Here is a 26603-nt window from a genome sequence, read left to right as displayed (position 1 = left end):
GATTAGTTAAAACGCAGACCAGCATCCACATTCAGTGTCTGACCAGTGATGTATTTGCTTTCATCGGAAGCCAGGAACATGGTGGCGCCGATCATGTCGCTGACATCCCCTTTGCGCTTCAGGGTTTGGGCAGCGATGATGGCGTCCCATTGCTCTGGACGAATGGTGTCGCGTGGCACTTCGGTCACAATGCCGTGCGGGCTGATGGCATTGACGTTGATGCAGTATTCACCCAGCTCGGTAGCCAGGGCGCGGGTCAAGGCGACAACCGCCCCTTTGGAGGCCACGTAGTGCGCGTAATTCGCACGGCCCGTAACCACAACGCTGGAAGAAATATTGATGATCTTGCCGCTTTGCTGTTGCTTCATGAAGGGCGATACCGCCTTGATGCAGTTAAAGACACCACGGGCATTGACGCCCATCACAAAGTCCCACTCGTCTGCGTCGATTTCTTCAAATGGCTTCATTTTCAGAGTCGAGAAAACGGCCGCATTGTTAATCAGCACGTCTACTGTGCCGAAGGCTTTGACTGCCTGCGCAACCATCTCGGCCGTACTCTTGTCATCGGACACATCAACTTTGACGGCCAGGGCCTGACCATTTTCTGCCTGAATTTCTGCTGCAACAGCCTGTGCTTTTTCGATGTTCAAATCAGCAACCACCACCGCAGCACCTGCCTTGGCAAATTCTTGCGCGTAGGCACGACCAATCCCTTGGCCTGCTCCGGTGATAATCACGGTTTTATTTTCAAATCTCACGATAGTTCCTTATTGGTATGGGTATGAATGTGTTCAGGCAGGCATACGCAAGGTAGCCATACCACCATCAATATTGATGATGGTGCCGGTGTAAGACAGCGCGCCCGGATGGGCAACGTGGGCAACCAGGCGAGCCACCTCATCGGGCTGAACCATTTGCCCGGTGGGTTGGCGACGGTGAAACTCATTGCGCTTGGCCACCGGATCGCTAGTGCGATTGGCCAGCTCGGTCATGAAGGGGGTGTCTACGGTGGCGGGGGCAATGCCCACTACGCGAATCTGCTCGGCAATCAAATCGGCGGACATGGCCAGTGTCATGGACTGGATCGCCCCTTTGCTGGCTGAATACAGCGCACGCTCGGGCAAACCATTGATCGCGGTGCAGGAAGACATATTGACGATCACGGCATTTTTCGACTGACGCAAATACGGCAAACACGCACGCGTACTACGCATATAGCCCAGCACGTTGATGTTAAAAATCCGCAGCCAGTCTTCGTCACTGCCATCTTCTATCGTGCCCACAAAGCTCACACCGGCGTTGTTGACCAAGACATCAATACGACCCTGTTCCTGGGCGAATCCGGCCAGCGCTCGATTCAAGGACTCCTGATCGGTCACATCGGCAGTCAAAGCCGTAACCCCTTCCGGAATGCCCTCAGGCTGACGGTCAATACCGCCAACAATGGCGCCCAGCTCCAGCAGGTGCTGGCATACAGCTTGGCCTATGCCTGCTGCGGCACCTGTGACAACAACAATTCGGCCTGTAAAGTCTGACATAAGCGTTCCTAGCGAAAATGTGTGGTGCCAGATGCCTTGAAATGCGCCAATAACAAGGCCATCAAGGTATCGGGCGGGGTCAGTGGCAACATGTGCCCTCCCCCATCAAGAATGTGCAAGGCTGTCTGTGTCCTGCCCGCCTTGTGCAAGGCATCCAGGATGATCTGCATGGCACTGGCGGGCGTAGACAGATCGTGACTGCCCGTCAGCAGCAAAGTGGCCGGCAAGTGCGCCGCCAGCTCACCGTACCCGGAAAACTGGGCAAGACTTTGCCAACTGCTCAGCAATGTCTGCACCGGAACCAGGCTGAGCTGTTGCTCTGCGTACTGCATGGCCTGGGTTAGCTCAGGGCTGGTCTCCAGGCCACCAAACCAGCGCTGCATGGTGGTCTCTACAATGGTTTGACGACTTTCATGCTGCATGGCCTGGGCCCGCTCACCAAAGACCGCCAAGCCCATTGGCGGGCTGGCAATAATGCTCAGGCTTTGCACCTTTTTAGAGGGAAGATCGGCCAGCCTGGCCGCTGCCAACGCCGCAATCACCCCACCAATCGAATGCCCCAGCAAATGAACCTTGTCAAAACGGCAGGACTCCACCACCTTGACGGCATCATCCACCAAGGTATCCAGGTCGAACTGCGACAACGCAGCGGCCGAGCCATGGCCTCGCAGGTCGTAACTCAGACACGGATAATCGGCAGCCAAGTGGCTGAACAGTGCGTCAAAGGAATGCGCATCGACCCCGATGGAGTGCAAGGCAATGACACATTCATCGCCGCTCGTGCCCTTCTGCGCAACGAGCAAGGACCCGGGGTAAGGAAGCCTGGCCAATGGGGTCGTCATGCTTGGCTACACGTGCTGTTCAACAACACGCCTTTACTTTGTAAAGACGACACGGCCTCAGCAGACAGGCTTAACCACTCACCCAACACGCGTGCATCATCCTCGCCCTTCCTGGGAGGGAAACGAGATGGAGTGGCTTCGGCGCCCACAAATTTGATGGGGTTTCCAACGACCTCAATACTGTGATCTTCATTTTGAAGGGTCAGAATCATGCTGCGTTCTGAATCGCGTGCATGTGCCAATGCCTCTGGCACGGACTGGATCAGCGCAACCGGGACACTGTGCTCTTCCAATAATGGAATCCAATAAGCAGCCGCCTGTGTCGCGAAAGCGCTTTCAAGCTGCTCCCACAAGGCATGTTTGTTTTTCAGGCGACTGGCACCAGTCTGGAAGCGTTCATCATCAAGGAGCGACTCCAGGCCCAGTACACGACACAAGCCTTGCCACATTCTCTCGGTATTGGCCGTCACCACAAACTCGCGGCCATCACCACCCCGGAAAGAGCGGTAGGTAGGAATAGAGTCATGCTTGGCCCCCTGGGGAGCGGGCGTCACTCCCGCAATCAAGGCATAGGCACTTTGATAAGACAGCATGGCCAACTGGCAATCCAGCATCGCCACATCCACAATCCGGCCTTTACCGGTACGTTCCCTGTCGGCCAGGGCGGCATTGATGGCGATAGTCGCGTACAAGCCAGCGACCGTATCACCGGCTGGAATGCCCAAACGTACGGCTGGTCTGCCTTCTTCGCCGGTCAGGCTCATGACGCCTGACAAGGCTTGCACAATCATGTCGTAAGCAGGTTTGTCACGGTCCGGGCCGGTTTGCCCAAAACCACTAATGGACGCCCAGACCAGACCGGGGTGTTCTTCACACAAGGCTTGTGGGTCCAGGCCCAGACGGGCCGCCACGCCCGGGCGGTAATTTTCCACAACCACATCCGCTTTCAGGATCAGTTGTCGAACCAGGTCCAGCCCTTCAGCGGTTTTCAGATTTACCGCCAAACTGCTTTTATTGCGATTAATACTCAGATAGTAAGCACTATCCTCACCCACGAAATGGGGGGGAATACTGCGACTGGAGTCACCTTCCGGTGCCTCGATCTTGACCACTTCAGCCCCCAGATCCCCCAGCACTTGTGTGCAGAAGGGGCCGGACAAAAAGGTAGTGAGGTCGATGACCTTATAGCCTGCCAGGGGCTGCGCGGTAGCGGTATGACTCATAATTTGGTTTTTCTATGTCGGTATCCGAACATCTCGGACAGTTTTTCGGCATGATGAATAACGGCAGCGGTAATGGCACTCAAACCTGCGCTGGGCACACGGGTGGTGGGCATGGTCAAACAAATACAGCCCACAATGCCGTGGTTATCAAAAACAGGGGCAGCAACCCCGCGTGCATCAGGCAACTTCTCGCTCATGCTGTGGGCATAGCCGTTCTGGCGCACTTCGCTCAGCTCTGCCAGGAGCGACTCCAAAGCAGGCAAAGGTGCATCTTGCGCCGGAGAGGTCTCGGCCTTGGCATACACACGCTCTATCGTGTCTTGATCCAAATACGCCAAAATAGCCTTGCCGGAAGCCCCCCAGACCAGGGACATGGGCTTGTGCAAATCAATCTGATATTGCAGCTTGTGCTCGCCTCGTGCGATGGCGGCAAAACTCATGGCAGACTCGCTGACGGCATACGTGCCAAACAGGACCGTCTCGTTGAACTCGGAAGCAATCTCGTCCAGCGATTTTTGTGCCAATGCAGGCTTGGATTCAGCGCTCATCACTTGCGCCGCTACTCGATAAAATTCAGGCCCGATGCTGTACAAACCACTTCCACCACTGACCACCGCAACAAAATCATCTTTACGCAGCAGATTCAGCAAGCGGTGAGCTGTTGAAGGGGCCAGGCCCATTTGCTCGGACACTTGCTTGACGGTTACCGGGCCGTTGGACTCTGCCAAGACAGCCAATAGCTGAAGCGCACGGCTTACGGTTCCGGTTGAACTAGTAGAGGTGGACGTGTTTTGTGTGGTCATATCTGGGCTTCAAAAATATGGATTGCACAAGCACCATGATCAAGGCCCGCAATACCGCCACCCGTGACGTGAGTCATGGCGTAGCGAGCATCAGGAACCTGACGTTCTCCGGCTTGGTGTGTCAGTTGCCAGTACATTTCCACGGCTTGGGCCACACCGCTTGCTCCCACTGGGTGACCCTTGGCCAGCAAACCGCCACTGGGGTTCACCACCACATCACCGCCGTAGGTACTACGACCATCCAGCAGAAACTGAGCAGACTGCCCGACCTCACACAAACCTAGTGCTTCGTAATAAATAAGTTCGGCGATTGTAAACGCGTCATGCAGCTCAACCGCATCCAGATCCTGGGCTGTAATCCCCGCCATCTTGTAGGCGTCGCGGGCGGATTCCGCAGAAATCTCGGGACGAGTCATGTCGCGAAAACCGCTGGTCGCCTGACCGGAATGCAGCACCGACGCAGCGACCCGCATGGCAGGTTTCTGCAAACGTTTCAGGGCGCGCTCGGACACCATGATCAAGGCCGCCGCGCCGTCACCCGTAGGGCAACATTGCAGCAGGGTCAGCGGGTCACAAATAGGACGAGATGCCAGCACCTGTTCCACCGTCAGCGGATCACGATACTGTGCATAGGGATTATGTTGACTGTGTGTGCGAGCCTTGATGGAGACTTGCGCCAGAACTTCTGGCCCCAGATTACGTTCATGCAGGTAACGACGAGCACGCATGCCATACACTGCAGGCATCACCAAGCCCTGCTGGACCTCGGGATCCTCCTGCACCAAAGGCAAGGTGCCTCCGCCAAACTGCGTCAGCTTGTCCACACCGATCACCAGCACGATATCGTGTCGGCCAGCCTGGATATCTTTCCACGCCAAGTGAATGGCCGTGGCCCCACCCGAGCAGGCGTTATCGCAATTGACGACAGGCACTGTACCAATACCGATTTCCTTGACCAGACGCTGTCCCGTCAACATGCCACCAAAGGCGTGGCCGCAAACAACAGCATCAATATCCTGAGCCTGTACACCGGCACTGGCCATCGCGTTAAGGATTGCGGGCAAGGCCAAACCGGTATAGCTGGATTCTTTATGACGAGCCATGGGAATCATGGCCGCGCCGACTACATATGCTTCACTCACCTTACTTCTCCGCCGACATAGGAGTTACAAACCAGTCATTGCCATCGGTGGCAGTACTGACAGGCATATCGCAATACAAGGCGCTCAGATCTTCACAACGTACGTGTGCCAAAACACGAACTCCGTTAGGAAAATCTACATATCCCAAGGTGTAAGGCGTGGGACGCGACGCGGAAACATAAATGGTGGAAAAACTGTAGAGCTTTCCAAATGGGCCAAAAAACATGTCTTGCATGTCTCGAGCACCCGTTTCCATACACACTTCACGGACAGGAAAAGCCTTGCTGCCGCTGGAACGGCTCTGGCTGCCACGCAACAAGACCGCTCCATCTTCAATAACAAACTGGCTAGCCTGGTCTGACGCAATATCTCGTATCGGCTGTGCATTTGCACCGAAAGCCATCGCCGTCGGCAGCTCAGTAGATTCAGTAACTGGCATGAATTAATCCTTGCAGCATTAATTAACTTGATTCCAAAAATTCTCAATTTGCAGTGCGAAGGCTTCGGGCACTTCAACCGGCGCCGTGTGACCGGACTGCTCAAATACCGTATGTGTGCTGTGTGGAAGCAAGCTGTGCATATGCTCCATATCAGCGGGCTTTTTAGCTCTGTCCAAAGCACCGCTGATCAACAAATGAGGGGTGCTATTGCCTACCAAAAGAGACTGATAGTCAGGACGGGCAAACACGCCATTGACTGAGTTGGCAATGCTGGGAGGCAAATATGTGAAGTAGTCGCGCCACTGCTCCTGCTGAGCCTGAGCAGCAAGGTCTGTGCTTGCCAGAAAGGCGTCTCCAAACATGGTTTGCAGCAAGGCCGAGACATAAGGCGCACCGCCATCTCGACGCAGTTGCGCTTCCAGTTGGTCAAAGCGCTCTTTCTGCTGTTCTGCCATCGAGGTGCAGCAAGACAGGACAGCAGAACGGACCAACTGAGGTGCGCGCTGCATCAACTCCTGAGCCACGTAACCTCCCATCGAGCTACCCACTACATGCACGGAAGAAATCCGCAGTGCTTGGGCCAGAAACGCGTAGTCCTGTGCCAACTGATGCATGGTGGCGGGCTTCTGACCTGCGGTGCTCAAGCCCTGATTACGATGATCCGGGCAAATAATGTGCCATTCGTTTTGCAACGCCTGAATCACGGGCAGGAACATGCCTCCATTGAAAAACAGGGAGTGCAGCATGAGCACGGATGGACGAGATGCGCTGGGCTGCCCAATTTCTGCGTAATGCAGTTCGGCCCCATCGGGAAGCATCAAGTGCTGTGTGCTGACTTGTTTCATCATTTTCCTGTTTATATTCCGTTTAACGGAATGTCATTCTAATGTATGGGATAATGATAAAAGCGTGGTTAGGTTCATGCCTATCAGTACAAACCCTAGGGCACAAAAAAAGCCTGAATCCAGAAAGGATTCAGGCTATTTAAAACGTTCCAAAGCAATCACCACTCCGGGTGATGCCATGGAAACAGCGCTATTTTAGAACCGGTTCATCATCAGCTGGACTCAAGCAGCTTGCCACTCCGTCACAAACTTTTGTGGCTCGGGACGCTGGGCAGGACCCAGATTGTGAATAGGCGTACCCACCGACACAAAGCCCAGGAACTGGTAATCCAGGGAATCGAAGCCCAGGGCTTCCGGGACTTCTTCACCATAGGTGCCCAAGCCAGTGCTCCAGAAAGCGCCAAAGCCCAACTGGTGAGCCGCATGCAGCATATTGCTGACGGCTGCGCCCGTTGCCAGGACACGTTCCAGTTCAGGGATTTTTTCTTCACCATGATCGATGTGGCTGGCCACGGCGATCAGCATGGGCACTTTGGCCAGCCAGGCGCGGACGCTGGCAGCTTTCTGCTCGGTCAAGGGATTACCGGCGCGCTCATTGGCGGCAATGGCCAGTTCGCCCAGAGCCTGCACGTTTTCACCGCGGATCAGGCAAAAGCGCCAAGGCTGTAAACGGCCATGGTCAGGAGCGACCATGGCAGCGCGCAAAATCAGGTCCAGCTCCTGCTCGTTCGGGCCGGGGCCTTGCACCAGCTTGATGGAGCGGCGGGACAATAGGGAATCAATGGTATTCATAGTGCTTCCAGAATCAGTTAAGAGTGCCCTGCCCAGATGGCAGGGCTCAGTCAGGCTTGAGCAGGAGCGCCCGCTTGCACCAGCAGGGCTTTCATGTCGCGCACGGCTTTTTCCCAACCGTCAAAGACAGCCTGGGCAACAATGGCGTGACCAATATTAAGCTCCGTCAGCCCCGGCAAGGCGGCAATCGCTTGTACGTTGCCGTAGTGCAGGCCATGACCCGCATTCACACGCAGACCTTGCGACACACCTTGAGCAATACCGGCACGGATACGCTCCAGTTCGCTGGCGGCCTGCTCGGGCGTTTGAGCATCCGCATAGGTGCCAGTGTGCAGTTCGATCACGGTGGCACCCACGTCACTGGCGGCTCGGATTTGCGCCGGGTCGGCATCAATGAACAGCGAGACGCGAATACCGGCAGCCTGCAATTGCTGCACAGCAGCCTTGACCTGGTCCAGATGACCGACCACATCCAGACCACCTTCGGTCGTCAGTTCAGCACGGTGTTCGGGAACCAGGCAGACATCGTCCGGTTTGATACGGCAGGCAATGTCCAGCATTTCGGTGGTGATGGCGCATTCCAGATTCATCCGGGTACGCAGTACGGGGCGCAGGGCCTCGACGTCGGCATCCTGAATATGACGCCGGTCTTCACGCAGATGTAAGGTGATCAGGTCCGCTCCGGCTTCTTCTGCTCGCAAAGCGGCCTGAATTGGATCAGGGTATGTGGTCAGACGCTGCTGGCGCAGCGTCGCCACATGATCGATATTGACGCCCAGTTCTAACATTCCCCAAGGACCTCCGTAGTTTCAGGGATGAATGACCAGACGTATTATCGCCTGTTTACTCCGGTGCTGTCCCAGTGGCCTGGGTCTTTGTTTCAGGCTTGACGGTTTCAGCTGTCCAGCCGCCACCCAAAGCCTTGTACAACTCGACCCGGTTCATCAGGGATGCCAAGCCAGTCTGAATATAGGCTTGACGCGTACCGTACAGGCTGACTTCCGCCGTTTGCACCTGCAGGAAGCTGTCTATACCCACTTCGTAACGCAGCTTGGCCAGACGCAAGCTTTCGCTGGCAGCCTGATCAACCTCTTGCAAGGCGTCGATCTGCTGACCGTAGGTGGCTTCGCCCGCCAAAGCATCAGCCACTTCGCGGAAGGCTTCCTGAATGGTTTTTTCATACTGGCTGATCGCAATGTCACGACGAGCCTCGGCCAGATCCAGATTGGCCCAGGTACTGCCCGAGAGCAGCGGCATGGTAATTTGCGGCTGGAACTGCCAGTAACGGTTACCCGAACTGAACAGACCACCCAGCTCGGGGCTCATGAAGCCCAGCAGACCGGTCAGGCTCAGACGCGGGAAGAAAGCAGCGCGTGCTGCCCCGATGCTGTAGTTGGAACCACGCAAGACGTGCTCGGCGGCCAGGATGTCAGGACGACGCTCCAGCAATTCTGCCGACAACCCTACAGGCAAGCTAGGCATCAGCTGAGCACGGGTAAAGGGCAAGCCTGCTGGCAAGTCAGCCGGTATTTCACCGCCCAACAAAACCTGCAAGGCATTGAGTGCACGCTGACGATCACGCTCGACAGCCTGCATATCGGAACGCACGGTGTTGTATTGCACCTTGGCCTGGTTCAGGTCCAGCGCCGACACCGTACCGGCATCGTAAGAAGACTGCACCAGGCGCAATGTCTCTTGACGGCTGCGCAAGGTATTGCTCATCAAAGCATGCAGTTCTTCGGCCGTACGCACCTTGAAGTAGGCTTCGGCGGTGCCCGCCACCAGGGCGATATGGGCGGTACGTTGAGCCTGCTCGGTGGCAAAGTACTGTTCTTGAGCAGCACGAGCCAGATCACGCACTCGACCAAAGAAGTCCAGCTCGAAAGCAGTGATACCGACACCGGCCTGGAACGTACGGGTTACGGGGGCCGAATTTGGGCCACCTGGACGCAGTTCAGCCGGTGTGTGGGTGGCCTGCTCGGCCGCCTGCACACCAATGCTGGGCAACTGGTCACTGCGTGCCACGCCGTATTGCGCGCGAGCTTCCTCGATGCGCTGGGTGGCAATACGCAGATCGCGGTTATTCTCCAGAGCCTGCTCGATCAGGGCATGCAGACGCGGATCCGTAAAGAATTCACGCCAGCCCAGATCAGCAGCCTGTGCCGCATCCGCCTGGCTCTGCTGGGCCAGAGGGAATTGTGCGGGCACGGGAGAATCAGGACGCTCGTACTTCGGTGCCAAGGAGCAAGCCGACAAGGCAAACGCCACGGCCAGCACCAAGGGGCTACGTAAAAACATGCTAGACATCAGTGCTGTCCTCCTTGCGAACCGGCCGGCTGTGCAGCTTGTTTGGCCTGTTCTTCCTCGTGCAATTTAGCGGCTTCGCCAAACAGACGGGGTTTAGTTTTAAAGAGCTTGAGGATCACGACAAAGAAGGTCGGCACCATCAAGACAGCCAAAGGCGTTGCGGCCAACATACCGCCCAGCACACCCAGACCCACGGCGTTCTGGCTGGCAGCACCCGCACCAGTGGAGGTAGCCAGAGGCACCACACCCAGCACAAAGGCGAAAGAGGTCATCAAGATAGGACGGAAACGCAAGCGAGCGGCTTCCAGAGTGGCGTCGATCAAGGTAGCACCACGTGCGTAGGCATCCTTGGCAAACTCCACAATCAGAATCGCGTTCTTCGCTGACAGACCGATCACCGTCACGATACCCACCTGGAAGTACACGTCGTTAGGCATACCCAGACCGGAGACCAGCAAGACCGAACCCAGCATACCCAGCGGTACGGCCAGCATCACGGACAGCGGAATCGCCCAGCTTTCGTACAAGGCAGCCAGCAGCATGAACACCACCAGAACCGCCAAGCCCATCAAGATAGCGGACTGGCCTGCGGCCTGACGCTCTTGATAAGACAGACCTGTCCAGTCCACACCAAAGCCGCTAGGCAACTGCTTCATCAGGTTTTCCATCTCGATCATGGCTTCACCCGAGGTATAGCCTGGAGCGGGGCCACCACCGATACGGACAGACTCGTAGCTGTTGTAGCGCACGATCTGTACCGGACCTTGTTCGGTCGTCTGGCTGACAAAGGCCGACAGCGGAACCATCTTGCCTTCGCTGTTGCGAGCATTGAGCTTGAGCACATCGTCGATGGTCATGCGATATGGCGCATCAGCTTGTACCCAGACACTTTGCACACGTCCCTGGTTGGTGAATTTACCCACAAAAGACGAGCCCAGGGCACCACTGATCAAGGCAGAGGCTTCGCTGAAGTTCACACCCAGGGCAGCCGCCTTGTCACGGTCAATCTCCAGACGGATCTGTTTGCCAGGTCCCAAGCCCGTGATACGCACACTCTGTGGATCGAACACAGGGCTTGCCTTGGCCAGGGCCAGCAACTGATCCGCGGCTGCCATCAGGGCATCGTGCCCCATGCCACCGCGGTCTTCCAGACGCATATCAATACCCGAGGAGTTACCCAGAGCAGAAATAGCGGGGGGCACAATCGCGATCACCATGGAGTCAGGCAAACCGAACAGCAATTGGCCCATGGCCTTGCCGGAAATAGCTTGAGCCGAGTTTTCCTTGCCTTTACGTTCGTTGAAGTCTTTCAAGGGCACAAAGGCAATCGCCGAGTTCAAACCACTACCGTTAAAGCTGAAGCCTTGCACGGCAATGATGTTTTCAACCTGAGGCTGCTCCTTGAAGTAGTCCTCTACCTTGGAGATGGTTTCAATCGTACGGTTGGCCGTCGAACCGGCAGGCAGTTCGATGTTGGCAATCACGTAGCCCTGATCTTCCTCGGGCAAGAACGCGGTTGGCATACGCATGTACAGGAAGCCCAGCACCAGCACCATGATCAGGTAGATGAACATCATCCGACCGCCACGACGCAAGGTCTTGCCAATAAAGCTTTCGTAACCATTGGTGGTACGCGTAAAGACACGGTTGAACCAGCCAAAGAAGCCACGCTTGGTTTCGTGATGGCCCTTGGGGATAGGTTTCAACAAAGTCGCGCACAAGGCAGGTGTAAAGGTCAGTGCCAAAAAGCCGGAGAAGGCAATCGACACGGCCATGGCCACCGAGAACTGACGGTAAATCACCCCCACCGAACCGGCCATGAATGCCAGGGGCAAGAACACGGCCGACAGCACCAGCGTAATACCCACAATAGCGCCACTAATTTGCGGCATGGCTTTCTTGGTCGCTTCCTTAGGCGAGAGCCCGTCTTCCACCATGATACGTTCGACGTTCTCCACCACCACGATCGCGTCGTCCACCAAAATACCAATGGCCAGCACCATCGCGAACATGGTCAGCACGTTCACTGACATACCCAGCACCTGCATCACCGCGAACGCCCCCAAGATAGCCACCGGCACCACCAGTGCGGGGATCAGGGTGTAGCGCACGTTTTGCAGGAACACGTACATCACGATGAACACCAGCACCATGGCTTCCAGCAAGGTGTAAACCACCTGGGTGATGGACTTGTCCACATAGGGCGAGGTGTCGTAAGGAATGTCGTAGCGGATGTTTTCCGGGAAGAACTCGGCCAACTTCTCCATTTCGACTTTAATTGCCGCGGCAGTATCCAGCGCGTTCGCCTCAGGCAACAAGGAGATAGCAAAAGCCGCTGTCGGCTTGCTGTTCAGACGGGCACCAAACTGGTAGTTGTCCGCCCCCACTTCCACACGAGCGACGTCTTTAATACGCACGGTCGAGCCATCAGGCTGCGAGCGCAGAATGATGTTTTCAAACTCTTCCACGGTTGCCAACTGACCGTTCACCGTAATGGGTGCGGCCACACGCTGACTGTCCTGATTGGGTGGGCCACCCAGAATACCGGCAGACACCAGCATGTTTTGCTGACGAATGGCGTTGGTCACGTCCGCTGGGCTCATCTGGTAACCGACCAGCTTGGCAGGGTCCAGCCACACACGCATGGCGCGACCGGCTGCAAACAGCTGGAAGCGAGCCACACCAGGAACACGAGAAATCGTATTCTTGATATTGCGTTCGATGTAGTCAGCCAGAGCTGTCTGATCCAGACTGCCGTCCGTGGAGGACAAGGTCACCACTTGCAGAAAGCCGGTACTGGACTGCTCCACGTGCAGGCCCTGCTCCATCACCGCTGTCGGCAAGGACGCGGTAATGTTGCTGACCCGGTTCTGGACGTCCACCTGAGCCATGTCAGGATTGGTACCAGGACGGAACGTGGCGGTGATTTCGGTCGAGCCGTAGGAGTCACTGACGGACTCGTAGTACAGCAGGCCTTTGGCACCGTTCAGCTGATCTTCGATCACACTGGCTACCGTACTGGCAACGTCTTCCGCCGTTGCACCTGGGTAGGTCGCCCGGATGGTGACCGAAGGGGGTGCCACATCGGGATACTGCGCTACAGGCATATTGGGCAAAGCCAATAAGCCAAATAGCGTGATCGCCAAGGCAACGACCCATGCAAAAATGGGCCTTTCAATAAAAAACTGAGGCATGTCGCTTACTCGCTAGACTTGGCTTCGTTTGGCTCAGCAGCGGCGGCCGGTTCCTGTGCGGGGGCCGCATCAGGAGCAGGTGCAGCGGCTGACTTGTTGCCCTTCCAAGGCATCGTCTGGACAGGGGCACCGGGACGAATCTTCTGGAAGCCTTCGACAATGATCTGGTCGCCGGCTTGCAGGCCTTTGTCCACTACATACTGACCATCGCTTTCGGGTCCCAACACGACAGGTACGGACTGGGCTTTCTCTTCACGAACCACGTAAATATTAGAAGCGCCATCCGAGGTGTACTGAACAGCCTGCGCGGGCACCAGCAAGGCATCCGGAATCACACCTTGTTCCAGACGAACGCGTACGTACATACCGGGCAAGAGAATTTCATCAGGGTTCGGGAACACGGCACGCAAGGTTACTTGCGAAGTGGAAGGATCCACGCTGACACCGCTAAACAGCAAAACGCCATCTTGATCGTAAAGGGAGCCATCTTCCAGCACGGCCTTGGCTTTGGCCTGGCCTTCACCAGCCGACTTCAACGTACCAGCAGCCATGGCACGACGCAGTTGCGTCAGCTCAGCGGTGGAACGCGTCACATCAATATAGACACGGTCCAGTTGCTGCACGGTGGCCATATGGGTGGCGTTGGCGGCAGAAACCAGAGCACCTTCGGTAACCAGGGACTTGCCGATACGGCCCGACACGGGCGACACAATCTTGGTGTAGCCCAGATCAATATTGGCGCTGTCCAGGGTCGCCTGTGCAGCGGCAATGGCGGCATCGGCCTGCATGGCGCGGGCCTTGGCGTTGTCGTAATCCTGGCGGGAAACCGCATTTTCCTTGATCAGACGCTCGTAACGCTGCGCCAATTGCTTGGCACTTTGTGCGTCAGCCTGGGCGTTTTTCAGCTGGGCTGCAGCTTGATTACGAACTGCACGGTACGGAGCCGGGTCAATGGTAAACAAGAGCTGGTCTTGTTTGACATCAGCGCCCTGCTCAAAGTTGATCTCTTCCACAATCCCGGAAACACGGGCGCGGATTTGTGCATCTTTAATTGCTTCGACTCGTCCAGGCAGCTCGGAGAACAACTCGGTAGAAGTCGGTTGGACGGTAATCACACTGACCGGGACCTTCATCCCGCCGGCCGGAGCTTGAGGCTCTTTGTTGCCGCAAGCGGCGAGCAGAACCAAGGAAGAGAAGGCAGCAATACGAAAAGTCTGCCGACCCAACAAGCTTTGAAATGACATGAAGAACTCCTGAGCTAAGCGTTGCATGGGAGTTTAACGCTTAAACTGACTGGATTGTATGGTTTGGACAAGCAGCAAGTATATGTCGAAAAAGCGCAAATCAAACAGGAAAATTTGCGATGAGACTCATTTCGATCCTGCCATTATTTGGCGACTACGATTAGCCAGCTACCCCCTTGCACCCGCTCCGCTGTCTGCCTATGCCAAAAGAACACGTATTATCATATACCTAGGGTTTTTTGAATATAAAAAAACCGCGTTTAACCCCTAGAGTTCACGCGGTTTTCCAAATCCGGGATAGTGCTTTCTAACCTAGCAATAAACTATCGTCGGCTAAAGTCTCGCCCCGAACCCGCTCGAACATCTCCAGCAGATCTCGCACATCCAGGCCTTGACGCTGTTCACCACTGACATCCAGCACCACCTTGCCCTGGTGCAACATGACCGTGCGATCACCCACATCCAGAGCCTGACGCATACTGTGCGTGACCATCATGGTGGTCAGGCCACCTTCACGCACAATACGATTGGTCAGTTGCAAAACAAAGTCAGCCGTACGCGGGTCCAGCGCAGCCGTATGCTCGTCCAGCAGCAAGATCTTGGAAGGACGCAAGGCCGCCATCAACAGGCTGACGGCCTGACGTTGGCCACCGGACAACAAACCGATGCGGTCTGTCAGACGGTTTTCCAGACCCAGACCCAAGGTTTCCAGACGCTCTGCAAATTCAGCGCGCATAGAGTGACGCACGGCACGGCTCAGCCCACGGCGGCTGCCACGGCAGGTGGCCAGCGCCATATTTTCTTCAATGGTCAGATCTTCACAGGTACCGGCCATCGGATCCTGAAACACACGTGCTACCCAATTGGCTCGCTCCCAGACCGGGCGGCGAGTCACGTCCACCTTGTCGATCATGATTTGGCCATCATCAACAGACTGGTCGCCCGAGATCGCATTCAGAAAAGTAGACTTGCCCGCACCGTTGGAACCGATCACGGTCACGAACTGCCCTTCGGGAATGGTCAGGGACAAACCGCGCAAGGCACGGGTTTCAATGGGCGTACCCGGATTAAATGTCAGGGACAGATCTTTTGCTTCTAACATTACTGGGCCCCCTTCTGTTTACGAGCACGCTTTTTCTTGAGCAATGGAATCACCAGTGCCACGGTAACCAGCAAAGCGGTGACCAGGTTCAAGTCCTGCGCTTTCAGGCCGATCACATCGGCATTCAGAGCCAAAGCAATAAAGAAGCGGTACAGAATCGCACCCAGCACCACGGCCAAGGTGGCGTAGAACAGTTTGCGGGCGGGCAAGATGCTTTCACCCACAATCACGGCAGCCAGACCAATCACGATGGTCCCGATGCCCATGGAGATATCCGCCCCACCCTGCGATTGTGCAAACAAGGCACCGGCCAAGGCGACCAGGGCATTGGAAATAGCCATGCCCAGCAAAAGCATATTGCCAGTTGCCACGCCTTGAGCACGGGCCATACGCGCATTGGCGCCGGTAGCGCGCATGGCCAGGCCAGTTTGCGTACCGAAGAACCAATCCAGCGCCAGTTTGGCAATGATTACCAACCCAATCAGCATCAAGGGACGAGCAATATAGTCAGCGATGGATTCGGGCTGCAGAATCGTGAAGACCGTCGGCTCCATGATCAGGGGCACATTGGGACGGCCCATGATGCGCAGGTTGATGGAATACAAGGCGATCATCATCAGGATACTGGCCAGCAGATCCATGATTTTCAGGCGTACGTTCAACCAGCCAGTAATCGTGCCGGCAATGGCACCAGCAAAAGTGGCCACTACAGTCGCCAGGAAAGGATCATTGCCCTGGCTGATCAGGATGGCGGCAACCGCCCCACCCAAAGGAAAACTACCATCGACCGTCAGGTCAGGAAATCGCAAGATGCGAAAAGAAATCAGAACACCCAGAGCAACCAGTCCGAAAATCAGACCAATCTCCAGGGCCCCCCACATTGAATAAATAGACATATTGTTGGACGTCTAGGATACAAAAGAAACAGGCGGGCAGCTTGTGGCAACCCACCTGCAAGAAGCAGTCAAATCAGGCTTATTCGACGATTTTTGTTGCGGACTTCACGAAGTCCTCGTTAAGCGAAACGCCTTGGCGCTTGGCAGCGCCCGGATTGACATACAGTTCCAGATTGCTGCTGGTTTCAGAAGCCATATCACCGGGTTTTTCACCCTTCAGAATACGGATGACCTGTTGACCGGTCTGCAGACCCAGGTTGTAGTAGTTCACGCCCAAAGCCGCGATAGCACCCCGGGCCACACTGTCGGTGTCCGAAGCGATCAAAGGCACCTTGGCGTCCACGCCCACTTTTACCAGGGACTCGTAGGCCGACACCACGTTATTGTCGGTATTGGTGTAGATCACATCGACCTTACCCACCAGGCTACGAGCAGCCGCCCCCACGTCCACGGTACGAGGCGCGGTGGCTTCCACCAGCGTCATGCCGTGCTTGGGCAGCAATTCTTTCATTTCTTTAACGACCACGGCGGAGTTGGCTTCGCCAGGGTTGTAAACCATACCCACGCGCTTGGCATCAGGCACGACTTTCTTGATCAGATCCACCTGGGCTTCCAGTGCCAGCGCATCGGACACGCCTGTCACGTTGGTGCCCGACGGTGCCATGCTGGGCACCAGGTGTGCCACCACAGGATCGGTCACGGCCGAGTACACCACAGGGATAGTCTTGGTTGCCGACACCACGGCCTGCGCCGAAGGAGTGGAAATGGCCACAATCACGTCAGCCTTGTCACCGACGAATTTACGAGCGATCTGAGCGGCAATCGCCGGATTGCCCTGGGCGGTCTGAAACTGCCATTTGAAGCCGGAGGCTTCGTTATAACCAGCATCGGTCAGCGCTTTGTGTACTCCATCCTTAATGGCGTCCAGAGCCGGATGTTCCACAATCGACGATACCGATACAGATTGCGCATGAACTGCAGCGCCCGACATCAATCCTACACAAGCCAAAGCGGCCGCCACCTGATGCACCGATCTGATCAGTTTCATCCAATACTCCTTAGATGCAAAAAAACGAAAATTTTAGGTGTTTAGTCTAACGCGAACGACAGGACTTTGACCCTTCAGGTAATCCCTGCCCCGCTCCCCTACTGGTCCTGCATCTGGCGACGGAACGAGAGCAGTTCCCTGGCCCAACGTGTAGCCGGCAAACCATAATCGGCCTGCACTTGTTCGGCCCGACTCAGCAGCTCTCCGGCTGTCATCTCCAGCGTGCTGCCTTTGAAGGCCAGAACCACCTGATTGCCCTCGTCCATTTCAGGCAAGAGCAGTACTTTGCCATTAAAGGCTTCACGAATGTTGTCAATATTATGTTTGAAGCTGGGATGGGCACCAAAAAGATTCACCGTCATGATGCCTTCATCATCCAGAACCGCGCGGCAATCCTGATAGAACTCCAGACTGTCACGTACTGGGCCTTCGGCATGCGCGTCGTACAAGTCCACCATCAAGGCGCGATACTGACTGTGCTGATCGCTATCCTGTACCCAGACACCGGCGTCAGCCTGATCAATCAGAGACCGTGGGCTGCGCGGCAGCCGGAAGAAAGCATTGCACATGCCAATCACCGACGGATTCCACTCCACCGTCTGTACCTGACTGCTGGTCTGCTTCAGGCAGAAACGCAGCAGGGAACCCGCCCCCAGCCCCAGAATAGCCAGCTTGTGCTCGGGTTTGGGGTCTTCCATAAATAGCAGCCAGGCCATCATTTGTTGTGTGTAGGCCAAGACCAATTCAGCGGGCTTGCGAATACGCATTGCACCTTGAATCCACTCCGTTCCAAAGTGCAGATAACGGATCCCTTCGCTTTCCGACAACGTAGGACTATCGTCCCCCTGCTCACCAGCCATGAAAATCTTCCTTGCAAATCAGTCAGGCGGCCAAAATCGGACGGAAGCGCTATCGCTTCACGCATGCGGTCCTGAATTTCGGGATAGCCTGCAGACAGAAAAAACATCGCCGGAAGGGGGGTGGTAGCACCACTTCCGGCGTTTTTAGCAAGGTGCCATCATAACAGTGAACAACCGCCAACCGGTGTATCACGTCCTGCTCAGCTTCGCTCCAATACCATTGCGATCCCCTGCCCGCCCGCCAAACACATCGTAGCCAGACCATACCGCCCCTGGGTACGCACAAGCTCATGGACCGTTTTTACGACGAGGGCCGCTCCCGTCGCCCCGAAGGGATGACCCAGGCTGATGCCACTACCGTTAGGATTTACGTTCACTGGATCCAGCTTCAATTCCAGCATGACCGCGCAAACCTGCGCCGCAAAGGATTCATTGAGCTCAATGACGTCCAGATCAGAGACGCTCAAACCGGCCCGCCGCAGTGCTATCTGGGTTGCCGGCACCGGTCCCATCCCAGCCAAATGGGGTTCCACTCCGGCATGCCCCCAAGACACCACGCGGGCCAGCGGCGTTAACCCGTGCTGGCGAGCCTGCTCTGCACTCATCAGCAATACGGCCGCCGCACCATCTGCCAGGGCGAGCGTGTTGCCGGCTGTCACGGAGCCGCCTTCAGGATCAAATGCTGGCTCCAATGAAGCAAGCTTGGCCAGACTGATATCCGCACGTACACATTCGTCCCGGTCGAAAAGGCGCTCTCCCCGCTCAGTTTTCACGGAAACAGGTACAAGCTGAGTCCGAAAATGTCCTTGTTCAATGGCACGGTGAGCGCGCCGATGAGACTCCAGAGCCAATTCGTCCTGGTCCGCACGGCTTATTCCATATCGCCGGGCAACCGTATCCCCTGTTACTCCCACATGTCGATGATCGAAGGGCTGAATGAAAATATCGTTCAACATGTCAACCAAGGCCGCCTTTTCCGTGGGCACTTCCCAACGCTGTACGCTTACTAAATGCGGAATACGACTGACACTTTCCACTCCCCCGGCCAATGCGATAGGCCCCTCCCCCAGGGTAATGCCTTGTGCTGCCGCGATAATGGCCTGCATGCCCGAACCACACAGCCGATTAACAGTCATGGCTGGCGCCTTATGGCTGACGCCCGCTCGCATGGATGCCCAGCGAGGCAAATACACATCATCAGGAGCCGTAGCAACAACGTGGCCCATCACGACATGTTGCACGTCAGCCCCCTTAACACCGCTTTTTTCAAGTACAGCAGTCAGTAAGGTGCTTGCTAGATCTATAGGAGATTCATTTCTTAAAGCGCCACCGAAACGGCCGAAAGCTGTCCGGCATGCTTGCACAATCACAACCTCTTGCATTTGGGCCTCCTTTCATTCTTCGCTCGATAGAAAATAGCCAAAAGACAGTCATTGCGCGGAGTAGGCTTATAAAAAACTCGTCAATATTAGAACCTAAGGCTCTATGCTTGCGAATCAGTATTACTATGTCAACGCTAAATGGTTCCGGGTAGCGATCTGCATAGAATGACCGCTCATCGGCAGTTGCACCACTAAAGAAACGGATTAGAAAAGCACTGGCAAAAAAACCGGGAAACCCATGCATCAGGCTCCCGGCTTTTTCGAACGACTCACCGATTAATCCACCATCAGAAGAATGTGAGCCGTATTAATCAAGGACGCTCAAAAATCGCCGCAATCCCCTGCCCGCCACCGATACACATGGTGACCAGCGCGTAACGCCCCTGAACACGCTGCAACTCATGCAAAGCCTTGACCGTAATAGCAGCGCCAGTCGCGCCAATAGGGTGGCCTAGGCTGATACCGCTACCGTTAGGGTTCACACGTGCCGGGTCCAGACCCAGTTCACGCACGACTGCGCAAGCCTGAGCGGCAAAAGCTTCATTGGACTCGATCACATCCAGATTCGACACGCTCAAACCGGCGCGCTCCAGTGCCAGACGGCTGGCCGGCACAGGCCCAATACCCATAACACTGGGGTCCACCCCGGCATGCCCCCAGGACACCAGCCTGGCCAATGGCTTCAGACCACGTTGACGCGCCTCTTCCGCGCACATCAGCAACACTGCAGCAGCACCGTCATTCAGGCCCGAGGCATTGCCCGCCGTCACACTGCCACCTTCGGGCAGGAACACAGGTTTCAGGCCAGTAAAGTTCTCCATCGTGGCATCCAGACGGACGTGCTCGTCCTGATCAAACACGATCTCGCCCTTGCGGCTTTTCTGGATAATGGGCACGATCTGCTCTTTAAAGTAGCCTTGCTCAATCGCACGACGGGCACGCTGGTGCGATTCCAGTGCCAGCTCGTCCTGGTCAGCACGGGTCACGCCATATTGGCGCGCCACGTTTTCGGCTGTAATGCCCATATGAACACGATCGAAAGGATCCGTCAGCGCGCCAGTCATCATGTCCATCATGACCGAGTCCCCCATGCGGGCACCCCAACGATGAGCGCTGGACATATACGGCGCACGGCTCATGCTTTCTGCGCCGCCCGCCAAAGCCACCTTGGCATCACCGACCAGAATGCCCTGCGCGGCCGACACAATGGCTTGCAGACCAGAACCGCACAAACGGTTGACGTTCATGGCCGGTGTTCCGTGTCCCACGCCCGCCTGCACCGAAGCCACACGCGACAAGTACATGTCGCGTGGCTCGGTTTGAATAACCTGCCCCATCACTACATGCTGAACGTCTGCCGCCGATACGCCACTTCTGTCCAGTACCGCGCGCAATACCGTGGCTCCCATTTCGATTGGCGACACATTCTTCAGTCCACCACCAAAATCACCAATCGCGGTACGGCATGCCTGGACTACAACCACTTCTTTCATATGAATCTCCCTCAATCCCAGTGGGATATGATGACCAGCATAAAAAAGCCAAGCTGACAAAAACGTCCACTCGAATATACACGGCTGCCATGGAAAACCATAAAGCAGACACAAAGACCGTAATTCGCAGTATGGTTTGATACCTTACCCACAAGACACGTTCTTGATAACCCTTTTTATAGGATTTCCCCCTCATGTACGAGCGTATCCTGGTATGCACCGACGGCTCAGAACTGTCCGCCCACGCTGTCACCCATGCCCTGAACCTGGCCAAGACCAGCGGCGCCAAATTGCTGGCCCTGCGCGTCATTCCGCGCTATCGCCAAAGCTACCTGGAGGGCGGCCCCATTATTGATCAGAAGCTCGATAGCCGTATCGAAGCCTCCTGGGTAGAGCACGCACAATCCGAGCTGGCCGCCGTCAAGCAAGCCGGTAAAGACATTGGCGTTTCGGTCAAGGGCCTGGTGGTGAAATCGGAACTGGTGGCCGATGCCATTATTTCTACCGCTGAAAAACAGAAAGCTGACCTGATCGTCATGTCATCGCATGGCCGCAAGGGCTACAAGCGCCTGCTTTTGGGCAGCGAAACACAGCACGTCCTGACCTACTCGGAAATCCCCGTACTGGTGATCCGCAAGAAAGCCAAGAAAAAATAAAACGTGGCCAGGCATCAAAACGCAAACTTCGGTTTGCGTTTTTTATTCTCGGGAGCTCCGCATGACTATCAGCACACAGGAAAAACGTCGCCGTTTTCGAGCTTTGCATGAAAGCGGCCTACTGATTTTGCCCAACCCTTGGGATATAGGCGGGGCCAAGCGCCTGGAACGGCTGGGTGCCCAGGCGATTGCCAGCAGCAGCGCTGCGTTTGCCTGGTCAAACGGGCTGGAAGATTTTGAGGTGGGCCGGGATGCGCTACTGGCGCATTTACGAGAACTGGCCGCCAGCACGGATTTGCCACTGAATGCCGACTTTGAAAACGGCTTTGCCGACGAGCCGGAACAGGTCGCCGAAAACGTCCGCCTGGCTATTGACACCGGCATTGCAGGCTTGTCCATTGAGGATCGCCATGGGGACGAGCTGTACGAACTGGAGCTGGCCGTGGCCCGTATACAGGCTGCCAAGCAAGCGATTCTCGACAGTGGTGAGGACGTGCTGTTAATAGGACGCAGCGAAGGCATGCTGATTGACGCACTGAACCTGGAACAAACCATCGCCCGACTGCAAGCCTTTGCCCAGGCCGGTGCCGATGTGGTCTACGCCCCCGGTTTACGTGAACTGGACGATATTGCCCATCTTGTTCAGGCACTGGTGCCTACGCCCGTGAATGTACTGCTGATTCATCCGGGACTAAACGTGCCTGATTTGGCCGCCATTGGCGTGCGCCGTGTCAGCACAGGCTCACAACTGGCGCTGGCCACCTGGGACCGCTTTGAAGAGGCCAGCCTGCAGTTGCTGGAGCAAGGACATCTGTCCCCCACCCAAGCCCATCGCCGCTGGTCTTGATGCAAAACGAACAGGCATAAAAAAAGCGCAAGCAACATGGCTTGCGCTTTTTACACCTACAGTCAGAACTTAGTTGTCCTGAGCCTGGTCGCTGGACGCGTCCACTTTGGCTTCCTGATCGGTTTCCACAACAGCTTTCTTGGGAGCCACCCAATTCAGGGGCTCAACCTCAAAGACTTGTTTACGACGTACTGGTTTCGATTTGCTCACGAATAACTCCTGCTCAATATCGCCAGGGGGCACCGCCCTTAGCGCCCCGATTTCTTTATTATATCAATGATTAGACCACAAATCAATTTTCTCCATAATATGCAGACATTATGGGAGCAAATTAAGCGACGTTAGAACAAAATAAAGAAAGTCTGAAACGGCGTTTTTCATAGACGATTCAGGCCCCAATAACGAATCCAAACCTTTCACCCGCCCGACAAATTCAAGGCCCCTTTTAAAACTGACTTTTTACAAATTTCAGCACAACAATAAAGAGACAATGGCATGCACGATTTCCGCCCTACCGACAATCTGGATCGTTCATTGCGCTACTTTCTGCGTATCGCTCAACTGGGCTCCGTCAGCAAAGCAGCGGATGACTTGGGACAAAGCCAATCCAGCCTGAGCAAACAATTAAGCGCACTGGAACACACTCTGGGCCAGACCCTGTTTACGCGTACCGGCCGTGGGGTCAGCCTGAATGACGCTGGCGAACTGCTACGCCAGTCCATAGAGCCCGCTTATAGCCGCATTGACAGTGCCATCCGTGCTGTACGTCAGGATCACGGCGTCAATTCAGGCACGGTCAGGCTCGCCACCGTACACACCTTGAGCTACTACTTCATGTCCGATGTAGCCGCCTCTTTCATGGGCTCTCACCCTGGCGTGAATTTGTCCTTGCTAGGACGCAGTTCGCCCGAGGTGGTCGCGTTGGTGGAAAGTGGCAAGGCCGATGTGGGTTTTGTGTACGACTCGGCGGTGGACTGTGGCGGGCTGGTCTCGCACACCTTGTTTGATGACCAAATGTGCCGCATCTCCGCGCGACAGGAGCCTGCTCCCGACGCTGACTTGAGCCACCAGGCCTTGCGCCTGATCGGCTTTCCGCCCCACTACGCCCTGCGCCGCATGATTCACAGCAGCGGCCTGCATCCGGAGTTTGTGGCGGAAGTTGAAACCATAGACGCCATGTTACGGCTGGTGGCTTCAGGATTGGGGGACTGTATCTTGCCCAGCCGTATCCCCGACAGCCTGTTGCACGAACACAATCTGTATAAGTACCCGATCGAGCAACCTGCCCTGCAACGCCGGGTTGTGGCGATCCTGCGGGCAGACCGGGATCCTCAAGCCCTGACTTCGCGGCTGCTGGAGTGTGCTTTACGCACGGCTCAAAGCCTGTAGCGAAACGCTGCAACAAGAACCTGTCACAAGCGTTCGTCGCAAATAAGCGGCCCATAAAAAACGGACCTGATGAAAGACACTTCACGTCTGGAAGTTTTCCAGAACCCTGAAGCTCCATCACCAGGCCGCTTGCTTTACTGCTCTATCCCAAGGCCGACCCCCTGCCCCGGCCTTGGATAGCAAACTGTTTTACTGTGCCACGCAGTCCACGTAGTAACGCTTCTGACCGGAGGCATCCACCTCTTCCACAAAACCGTGGATATCCGTCCCAAAGCCAGGACACTGGCGATGCAGTTCACGCGAGAACTTCAGGAAATCCACAATCGTCTTGTTAAAGGCTTCGCCAGGAATCAAGAGCGGAATACCGGGTGGGTAAGGCGTGATCAGGTTGGTCGTCACGCGACCTTCCAGCTGATCAATCTCGACCCGTTCCGTACGCCGCTGCGCAATGCAGGCAAAAGCATCAGCCGGACGCATGACAGGCACCACATCCGACAGGTACATATCGGTCATCAGGCGGGCAATGTCGTGCTTGGCGTACAACTGGTGCACGTGCTGGCACAAATCGCGCAAGCCCATTTCCTCGTAGCAAGGATACTGACGTGCAAACTGCGGCAGAACACGCCAGACGGGCAAGTTGCGGTCGTAGTCGTCCTTGAACTGCTGCAGCGCGGTCACCAGGGAGTTCCAGCGGCCTTTGGTAATGCCGATAGTGAACATGATGAAGAAGCTGTACAGGCCAATCTTCTCCACAATCACGCCACGCTGCGCCAGGAACTTGGTCACGATGGAAGCCGGAATCCCGGTTTCACCAAACGTGCCCTTCAGATCCAGACCGGGAGTGACAATGGTCGCCTTGATCGGATCCAGCATATTGAAGCCATCCGCCAGCGGGCCAAAGCCGTGCCACTCGCTGTGCTCAACATCGTCCGTAATGATCCAGTCTTCCGGCTTGCCCACACCGTCTTCTGCCAGGGTTGGCGGCCCCCAGACCTTGAACCACCAGTCGTCCTCGTCAAACTGCGACTCGACCTTGCGCATGGCGCGGCGAAAGTCCAGCGCTTCAATAATGCTTTCTTCAACCAGCACACGACCACCGGGTGGCTCCATCATGGCAGCGGCCACATCGCAGGACGCGATAATCGCGTACTGCGGGCTGGTACTGGTGTGCATCAGATAGGCTTCATTGAACAAATGACGGTCCAGGCTGCGTGTTACCGAATCCTGCGCCAGCACGTGGCTGGCCTGGCTCAAGCCAGCCAGCAGCTTGTGCGTGGACTGGGTGGAGAACACCATGGTTTCTTGTGGACGCGGACGGTTCTTGCCCATGGCATGGAACTGACCGTAGAACGGGTGGAAAGCGGCGTGCGGAATCCAGGCCTCGTCAAAGTGCAGCACTTCCACATACCCGTCCACGGCATTCTTGATCACCTGGGTGTCGTAAATAATGCCGTCGTAAGTGGACTGAGTCAGCGTCAGCACGCGTGGCTTGACCGTATCGGCGTCCAAGTGCGAGAGCAAGGGGTGCTTGCGGATCTTCTCACGAATGGTGTCGACATCAAATTCGCTGCGTGCAATCGGGCCAATAATCCCGAAGTGGTTGCGCGTAGGACGCAGGAACACGGGAATGGCACCGGTCATCACGATGCTGTGCAGGATGGATTTGTGGCAGTTGCGATCCACGACCACCACATCGCCTGGAGCCACAGCGTGATGCCAGACAATCTTGTTGCTGGTGCTGGTGCCGTTGGTCACGAAAAAGCAGTGATCAGCGTTGAAAATACGCGCGGCATTGCGTTCGCTGGCGCCAATGGCTCCGTTGTGGTCCAGCAGTTGGCCCAGCTCTTCGACGGCATTACACACGTCGGCACGCAGCATGTTCTCACCAAAGAACTGGTGAAAAATCTGCCCGACCGGGCTTTTCAGAAAGGCTACGCCGCCGGAGTGGCCCGGACAGTGCCAGGAATATGAACCGTCCTCGGCGTAATCGAGCAAGGCTTTCAAAAACGGTGGCTTGACGCCTTCCACATAACTGCGCGCTTCACGCACGATATGACGCGCCACGAACTCGGGCGTGTCCTCGAACATGTGAATGACGCCTTGCAGCTCGCGCAAGATATCGTTTGGCATATGACGAGCCGTTTTGGTCTCGCCATACACATAAATAGGTACATCGGTATTGCGACGACGCACAGCCCGAATAAAGGCACGCAGATTCACCAGCGCCGGGGCGCTGTCTCCATCTTGCGTGAACTCCTCATCATCGATGGACAAAATAAACGCGCTGGCACGACTTTGCTGCTGGGCAAATTGACTCAGATCGCCATAACTGGTGGTTCCCAACACCTCGAAGCCTTCGGCCTCGATCGCATCTGCTAATACACGAATGCTCAGACCAGACGCATTTTCAGAACGAAAATCCTCATCGATGATCACAATGGGGAATTGATATTGCATGCCATGTCCTTAATACAAGGGAGTGCCGCAGGGGCGGCAAAAAAAGGGAGGGACGTCAGTCGCTTTTGCGCAGCAGATCGTACCGTGTTTCACGTCCCGTCAT

At 55.9% G+C, this 26603-nt stretch carries 24 protein-coding genes; 3 read left to right on the top strand and 21 right to left on the bottom strand.

Annotated elements, in window-relative coordinates; genetic code table 11:
* Positions 1-2: 2 nt before the first annotated feature.
* The 19 genes from KOE80_RS13670 to KOE80_RS13580 form a co-directional block, all read right to left on the bottom strand.
* A complete protein-coding gene (locus KOE80_RS13670; protein WP_042480846.1) occupies positions 3-758 on the bottom strand; it encodes an SDR family NAD(P)-dependent oxidoreductase in 756 nt (251 codons plus the stop codon).
* Positions 759-791: 33 nt separating this feature from the next.
* Positions 792-1538 (bottom strand): SDR family NAD(P)-dependent oxidoreductase, encoded by a 747-nt coding sequence (locus tag KOE80_RS13665; protein WP_060185125.1) that lies wholly within the window; start codon positions 1536-1538, stop codon positions 792-794.
* An 8-nt stretch (positions 1539-1546) separates the two neighbouring features.
* Entirely contained in the window at positions 1547-2380 is an 834-nt protein-coding gene (locus KOE80_RS13660; RefSeq protein WP_226349362.1) for an alpha/beta fold hydrolase, read from the bottom strand.
* Positions 2377-3603 carry a CaiB/BaiF CoA transferase family protein gene (locus tag KOE80_RS13655; protein WP_226349361.1) on the bottom strand — a complete coding sequence of 409 codons (1227 nt, stop codon included), beginning with the start codon at positions 3601-3603 and terminating at the stop codon, positions 2377-2379. Before KOE80_RS13655 ends, KOE80_RS13660 begins: the two co-directional genes overlap by 4 nt.
* Entirely contained in the window at positions 3600-4406 is an 807-nt protein-coding gene (locus tag KOE80_RS13650) for an IclR family transcriptional regulator (RefSeq protein ID WP_080723684.1), read from the bottom strand. The genes KOE80_RS13655 and KOE80_RS13650 overlap by 4 nt, the downstream gene beginning before the upstream one ends.
* Complete coding sequence (locus KOE80_RS20465; protein ID WP_226349360.1) at positions 4403-5548, bottom strand: thiolase family protein; 1146 nt, start codon at positions 5546-5548, stop codon at positions 4403-4405. Before KOE80_RS20465 ends, KOE80_RS13650 begins: the two co-directional genes overlap by 4 nt.
* A gap of 1 nt (position 5549) precedes the next feature.
* Complete coding sequence (locus KOE80_RS13640; protein WP_060185129.1) at positions 5550-5987, bottom strand: Zn-ribbon domain-containing OB-fold protein; 438 nt, start codon at positions 5985-5987, stop codon at positions 5550-5552.
* Positions 5988-6005: 18 nt separating this feature from the next.
* Positions 6006-6836, bottom strand: a complete 831-nt coding sequence (locus KOE80_RS13635; RefSeq protein WP_226349359.1) for an alpha/beta fold hydrolase — start codon at positions 6834-6836, stop codon at positions 6006-6008.
* 219 nt (positions 6837-7055) lie between these two features.
* Positions 7056-7625, bottom strand: coding sequence for a nitroreductase (locus tag KOE80_RS13630; RefSeq protein ID WP_226349358.1), 570 nt, complete (start codon positions 7623-7625; stop codon positions 7056-7058).
* 50 nt (positions 7626-7675) lie between these two features.
* Positions 7676-8413: a pyridoxine 5'-phosphate synthase gene (pdxJ, locus tag KOE80_RS13625; protein WP_009457072.1), complete on the bottom strand. Its 738-nt coding sequence runs from the start codon at positions 8411-8413 to the stop codon at positions 7676-7678.
* Between the two features lie 55 nt (positions 8414-8468).
* Positions 8469-9932 (bottom strand): efflux transporter outer membrane subunit, encoded by a 1464-nt coding sequence (locus KOE80_RS13620; RefSeq protein WP_226349357.1) that lies wholly within the window; start codon positions 9930-9932, stop codon positions 8469-8471.
* Positions 9932-13126 carry an efflux RND transporter permease subunit gene (locus tag KOE80_RS13615; protein ID WP_060185132.1) on the bottom strand — a complete coding sequence of 1065 codons (3195 nt, stop codon included), beginning with the start codon at positions 13124-13126 and terminating at the stop codon, positions 9932-9934. The genes KOE80_RS13620 and KOE80_RS13615 overlap by 1 nt, the downstream gene beginning before the upstream one ends.
* Before the next feature lie 5 nt (positions 13127-13131).
* On the bottom strand, positions 13132-14370 hold the full coding sequence (locus tag KOE80_RS13610; RefSeq protein WP_060185133.1) for an efflux RND transporter periplasmic adaptor subunit: 1239 nt from the start codon (positions 14368-14370) through the stop codon (positions 13132-13134).
* Between the two features lie 307 nt (positions 14371-14677).
* Positions 14678-15472 (bottom strand): ABC transporter ATP-binding protein, encoded by a 795-nt coding sequence (locus KOE80_RS13605; protein ID WP_009457077.1) that lies wholly within the window; start codon positions 15470-15472, stop codon positions 14678-14680.
* Positions 15472-16368, bottom strand: a complete 897-nt coding sequence (locus tag KOE80_RS13600) for an ABC transporter permease (protein ID WP_009457079.1) — start codon at positions 16366-16368, stop codon at positions 15472-15474. The genes KOE80_RS13605 and KOE80_RS13600 overlap by 1 nt, the downstream gene beginning before the upstream one ends.
* A gap of 79 nt (positions 16369-16447) precedes the next feature.
* A complete protein-coding gene (locus KOE80_RS13595; RefSeq protein WP_009457081.1) occupies positions 16448-17416 on the bottom strand; it encodes an ABC transporter substrate-binding protein in 969 nt (322 codons plus the stop codon).
* A gap of 98 nt (positions 17417-17514) precedes the next feature.
* Positions 17515-18276 carry a spermidine synthase gene (locus KOE80_RS13590; RefSeq protein ID WP_035271766.1) on the bottom strand — a complete coding sequence of 254 codons (762 nt, stop codon included), beginning with the start codon at positions 18274-18276 and terminating at the stop codon, positions 17515-17517.
* Between the two features lie 200 nt (positions 18277-18476).
* Positions 18477-19658 (bottom strand): acetyl-CoA C-acyltransferase, encoded by a 1182-nt coding sequence (locus KOE80_RS13585; RefSeq protein WP_226349356.1) that lies wholly within the window; start codon positions 19656-19658, stop codon positions 18477-18479.
* A gap of 311 nt (positions 19659-19969) precedes the next feature.
* Positions 19970-21151 (bottom strand): acetyl-CoA C-acyltransferase family protein, encoded by a 1182-nt coding sequence (locus KOE80_RS13580; protein ID WP_226349355.1) that lies wholly within the window; start codon positions 21149-21151, stop codon positions 19970-19972.
* 194 nt (positions 21152-21345) lie between these two features.
* On the opposite strand from KOE80_RS13580, the gene KOE80_RS13575 reads away from it, so the two are divergent.
* Both KOE80_RS13575 and KOE80_RS13570 read left to right on the top strand, forming a co-directional pair.
* Positions 21346-21807, top strand: coding sequence for a universal stress protein (locus tag KOE80_RS13575; protein WP_009457090.1), 462 nt, complete (start codon positions 21346-21348; stop codon positions 21805-21807).
* Between the two features lie 61 nt (positions 21808-21868).
* Positions 21869-22654 carry an isocitrate lyase/PEP mutase family protein gene (locus KOE80_RS13570; protein ID WP_226349354.1) on the top strand — a complete coding sequence of 262 codons (786 nt, stop codon included), beginning with the start codon at positions 21869-21871 and terminating at the stop codon, positions 22652-22654.
* A gap of 69 nt (positions 22655-22723) precedes the next feature.
* On the opposite strand, the gene KOE80_RS13565 is transcribed toward KOE80_RS13570, so the two are convergent.
* Complete coding sequence (locus KOE80_RS13565; RefSeq protein WP_155274655.1) at positions 22724-22864, bottom strand: hypothetical protein; 141 nt, start codon at positions 22862-22864, stop codon at positions 22724-22726.
* Between the two features lie 285 nt (positions 22865-23149).
* Between KOE80_RS13565 and KOE80_RS13560 the strand changes: the two genes are divergently transcribed.
* On the top strand, positions 23150-24043 hold the full coding sequence (locus tag KOE80_RS13560; protein ID WP_226349353.1) for a LysR family transcriptional regulator: 894 nt from the start codon (positions 23150-23152) through the stop codon (positions 24041-24043).
* Positions 24044-24232: 189 nt separating this feature from the next.
* On the opposite strand, the gene KOE80_RS13555 is transcribed toward KOE80_RS13560, so the two are convergent.
* Positions 24233-26500 carry an arginine/lysine/ornithine decarboxylase gene (locus KOE80_RS13555; RefSeq protein ID WP_226349352.1) on the bottom strand — a complete coding sequence of 756 codons (2268 nt, stop codon included), beginning with the start codon at positions 26498-26500 and terminating at the stop codon, positions 24233-24235.
* Between the last annotated feature and the right edge of the window lie 103 nt (positions 26501-26603).

Source organism: Alcaligenes sp. 13f, from assembly GCF_020496585.1.
In the GTDB taxonomy this organism is placed as follows: Bacteria; Pseudomonadota; Gammaproteobacteria; order Burkholderiales; family Burkholderiaceae_B; genus Alcaligenes; species Alcaligenes phenolicus.
Note: the sequence above shows the minus strand (reverse complement) of the source record. Positions and strands in the feature narration are given on the sequence as shown.

Excerpts from the sequence above, each read along its gene's own strand:
- KOE80_RS13580 (WP_226349355.1), bottom strand. The coding sequence starts at position 21,151 with ATGAAAGAAGTGGTTGTAGTCCAGGCATGCCGTACCGCGATTGGTGAT.
- KOE80_RS13630 (WP_226349358.1), bottom strand. The coding sequence starts at position 7,625 with ATGAATACCATTGATTCCCTATTGTCCCGCCGCTCCATCAAGCTGGTG.
- KOE80_RS13575 (WP_009457090.1), top strand. The coding sequence starts at position 21,346 with ATGTACGAGCGTATCCTGGTATGCACCGACGGCTCAGAACTGTCCGCC.
- KOE80_RS13635 (WP_226349359.1), bottom strand. The coding sequence starts at position 6,836 with ATGATGAAACAAGTCAGCACACAGCACTTGATGCTTCCCGATGGGGCC.
- KOE80_RS13655 (WP_226349361.1), bottom strand. The coding sequence starts at position 3,603 with ATGAGTCATACCGCTACCGCGCAGCCCCTGGCAGGCTATAAGGTCATC.
- KOE80_RS13570 (WP_226349354.1), top strand. The coding sequence starts at position 21,869 with ATGACTATCAGCACACAGGAAAAACGTCGCCGTTTTCGAGCTTTGCAT.
- KOE80_RS13595 (WP_009457081.1), bottom strand. The coding sequence starts at position 17,416 with ATGAAACTGATCAGATCGGTGCATCAGGTGGCGGCCGCTTTGGCTTGT.
- KOE80_RS13590 (WP_035271766.1), bottom strand. The coding sequence starts at position 18,276 with ATGGCTGGTGAGCAGGGGGACGATAGTCCTACGTTGTCGGAAAGCGAA.
- KOE80_RS13605 (WP_009457077.1), bottom strand. The coding sequence starts at position 15,472 with ATGTTAGAAGCAAAAGATCTGTCCCTGACATTTAATCCGGGTACGCCC.
- KOE80_RS13610 (WP_060185133.1), bottom strand. The coding sequence starts at position 14,370 with ATGTCATTTCAAAGCTTGTTGGGTCGGCAGACTTTTCGTATTGCTGCC.
- KOE80_RS13620 (WP_226349357.1), bottom strand. The coding sequence starts at position 9,932 with ATGTCTAGCATGTTTTTACGTAGCCCCTTGGTGCTGGCCGTGGCGTTT.
- KOE80_RS13650 (WP_080723684.1), bottom strand. The coding sequence starts at position 4,406 with ATGACCACACAAAACACGTCCACCTCTACTAGTTCAACCGGAACCGTA.
- pdxJ (WP_009457072.1), bottom strand. The coding sequence starts at position 8,413 with ATGTTAGAACTGGGCGTCAATATCGATCATGTGGCGACGCTGCGCCAG.
- KOE80_RS13660 (WP_226349362.1), bottom strand. The coding sequence starts at position 2,380 with ATGACGACCCCATTGGCCAGGCTTCCTTACCCCGGGTCCTTGCTCGTT.
- KOE80_RS13600 (WP_009457079.1), bottom strand. The coding sequence starts at position 16,368 with ATGTCTATTTATTCAATGTGGGGGGCCCTGGAGATTGGTCTGATTTTC.
- KOE80_RS13640 (WP_060185129.1), bottom strand. The coding sequence starts at position 5,987 with ATGCCAGTTACTGAATCTACTGAGCTGCCGACGGCGATGGCTTTCGGT.
- KOE80_RS13665 (WP_060185125.1), bottom strand. The coding sequence starts at position 1,538 with ATGTCAGACTTTACAGGCCGAATTGTTGTTGTCACAGGTGCCGCAGCA.
- KOE80_RS13585 (WP_226349356.1), bottom strand. The coding sequence starts at position 19,658 with ATGCAAGAGGTTGTGATTGTGCAAGCATGCCGGACAGCTTTCGGCCGT.
- KOE80_RS13560 (WP_226349353.1), top strand. The coding sequence starts at position 23,150 with ATGCACGATTTCCGCCCTACCGACAATCTGGATCGTTCATTGCGCTAC.
- KOE80_RS13555 (WP_226349352.1), bottom strand. The coding sequence starts at position 26,500 with ATGCAATATCAATTCCCCATTGTGATCATCGATGAGGATTTTCGTTCT.
- KOE80_RS13615 (WP_060185132.1), bottom strand. The coding sequence starts at position 13,126 with ATGCCTCAGTTTTTTATTGAAAGGCCCATTTTTGCATGGGTCGTTGCC.